Below are 2,496 nucleotides of genomic sequence, written 5' to 3'. Positions count from 1 at the left end.
TTGATCGAGATCGTGTTCGACTGGTCGAGCACGCCGCCGTTGTCGACCTCGTTCGACACCTTGATGCCGGCGTCGCCGGTGTTGTCGATCGAGTTGCGCAGGATGTTCGAGGTCTGGATGATGGTCGCATAGCGGTCGACCTCGGTCTCGACCTCGATGCCCTCGGCACCGGCGTTGAGCACGATGTTGTCGTTGACGTTGATCGTGTTGGCCTGGTCGATGACCGCGAAGCGGTCGGCGTCGGTGTCGATGTCGATGCCGTCCCAGGTCACGTCATTGATGCTGTTGCCGTTGACGTTGATCGTCTGCCAGATCGTGGTCCCGGGGACTCCGGGCGAGTGTGCGTAGGTGGTAACGTCGATGCCGTCTTCGCCGGCGTTCAACACCGTGTTGCCGTTGATGGTGATGGTGTTGGCCTGGTCGACGAAGCCGCCCTTACCGGCCACGGTATAGACCTCGATGCCATCGCCGCTGGTCTCGTCGATCGAGTTGTTGTTGACGTTGATCGTCTGGATGAGCGAACTGCCTGAGTGGAAAGCGGCGTTGTCGACCTGAATGCCGTCTTGGCCCGTATCGAGCACCGTGTTGCCGTTGATGCTGATGGTGTTGGCCTGATCGATGACGCTGCCGTGCCACACCCTGTTGTCGACATCGATGCCAAAATCGTCAACGTTGTGGATGCTGTTGCCGTTGATGTTGAGGGTCTGGACAATCGTGCCCTCTAAATCGGCGCCGTTGAAGACGTCGATACCGGCGCCACCGGTCTCGTCGATCGAGTTGTTGTTGACGTTGATCGTGTTGGCCTGGTCGATCAAACCGCCATTGCGCGCGGCGACCTCGACATTGATGCCGTCGTCGTCGGCATCGGTGATCGTGTTGTTGTTGATCGACAGGGTCTGCACGATGGTGCCCTCTAAATCGGCGCCGGTGAAGAGTTGGATGCCGGTTTCCTCGATGTCGTGGATCGTATTGCCGGTGATCGAGATCGGATCATCGGCGTCGACGAAGGCGCCGAGATAGGAACGGGTATTGACCTCGATCCCGTCATCGTCTGCGACATCGGAGATCGAGTTGTCGCTGACGTCGACGCTGACCTTCAGCGACGTGCCGGGGTTGTAACCGTCGATATTGACCCTGATGCCTTCGCGCAAGACATTGGTCACCGTGTTCTCGGTCGCGGCGAGGTCGAAGCTGTGCGGCGCGTTGTCGGCGGCATAGATCTCGACACGGACGCCGCCATGGACGGTCGAGTCGTGGAGCCGGTTCCAGTTGATGAAGCCGCTCGGCGTCGAAGTGGTGAACAGATTGTAGACGTTGTCACGCGGGTTGTTGACGTTGACCCGGATGCCTTGGCCGCCGGCGCCCGCCAAATCGATGTCGAGGTCCTGGATCCAGAAATTGCTCTCCACATCGGCGCCGAAGACGGCGTGGTTGAATTCGCCCTCCAGATAGAGGTTCACGATCGACGAATTGTCTTCGAACTTGACCAGGCTGGTGAGCACGTTGGTACCGATGATGGTCGGCTTGGTGCCACCCGGGTTGGGCGTGAAATAGACCATGTAGCCCGAATAGGACCCGGTCAGCTTGACCTCCTTGGCCGAACCAACCAGGCTCTGGCCGTCGGCCAAATTGATACCGCCGGCGCCGGCGGTGTAGGCGCCGTTGCCGCCGTCGAGGACGACCAGCGAGTTGTCGCCGCCTTCGTTGAGGGCGCGCAACAGGTACGTCGGGTCGTACTTGACGCCGGACCCGCCGCCGTTGTTTTCGGCGAAGAAGATGGTATCGACCCGGGCGTCGCCGTTGTTGATGAACACCGCCTCGTCGTTGTAGCCGATCCCGGTGATGATCGGCTCGCGCACGATGCGGTCGAGCATGCGCCGGTCGAGACCGGTCACCTTGGGCTGGCTGCCGACGCCCATCGCCGCCAACGGAATCCGCACGATCACCGAGCCGAAGCCCTCGGTCCCGCGCACGTCGTCGTTGCGCACCTCGCCGCCCAGCGTCAGCCGCGAGCCGTCGGTGAGGAAATCGAGGTCGTAGATGCGCGCCTCGATCCGGCCCCGCGGGCCGGCCACGTTCTGCAAGTTGTCGGCCCAGTAATAGAACCCGCCGCCGAAGATGCGGATCTCGAAATCCGGGTCGCTGTCGAAGATCGGCAGCTTCCACCCGACCTCGCCCTCGACCCCGTTCATCGCCCGCTCCTCGTAGGAGCGCAGGCCGAAGCGGTTGGTGTCCATCAGCACGTCGATGCCGATGATGTCGTAGCCGAGCTCCTCGACGTCCTCCGGGTCGCCCGAGGGGAAGTGGCCGTTGACGCGGAAGTCCCAGTCCTCGCTCAGCGCCTCGACGCCGACCCCGCCCTGGAGGAAGGTGTTGTCGTAGCGCGAATCGAGGATGTCGAAGAAGCCGTTGACGCCGAGGATCCATTGCGGGTTGAGCATGGTCCGGTAGCCGAGCCCGATGCTGCCCTGTTCCTCGTCGTCGGTGTTGGCGAAG

General features: G+C 62.0%; 1 protein-coding gene. It reads right to left on the bottom strand.

Features of this window, described 5'->3' with window-relative positions; genetic code table 11:
• A partial coding sequence (locus tag GY791_01400; GenBank protein ID MCP4327080.1) for a hypothetical protein occupies positions 1-2,496 on the bottom strand: 2,496 nt, incomplete at both ends.

Source organism: Alphaproteobacteria bacterium (assembly GCA_024244705.1).
In the GTDB taxonomy this organism is placed as follows: Bacteria; Pseudomonadota; Alphaproteobacteria; order JAAEOK01; family JAAEOK01; genus JAAEOK01.
Note: the sequence above shows the minus strand (reverse complement) of the source record. Positions and strands in the feature narration are given on the sequence as shown.